Consider the following 227-nt stretch of genomic DNA (forward strand, 5'->3'; position numbering starts at 1 on the left):
AAGGAGAATTAATTCTCCTTTAATTCTAATAATTCTTTACGTTTTTCAATAGGTGAAAGCCAATTTAAAGTTTGCATGGGTAATCTATTAGATTTATAGAGATATTTTTTCATTTGTACAACTAAATCTTCATAAGAATAAAAAGATAACTTACTGTAAAATCTTTCATTGTCATTTCTATGACTTCTTTCAACCTTACCATTATGTCTAGGTGTTCTAGGTCTGAT

Annotated in this window: 1 pseudogene; it reads right to left on the reverse strand. The window is 26.9% G+C overall.

The features are described from left to right. Positions 1 to 8: 8 nt before the first annotated feature. Positions 9 to 227: pseudogene (locus VJI93_RS09350) on the reverse strand (IS481 family transposase); the annotation flags it as partial.

This window comes from Parvimonas sp. M20, assembly GCF_035282425.1.
GTDB lineage: Bacteria > Bacillota > Clostridia > Tissierellales > Peptoniphilaceae > Parvimonas.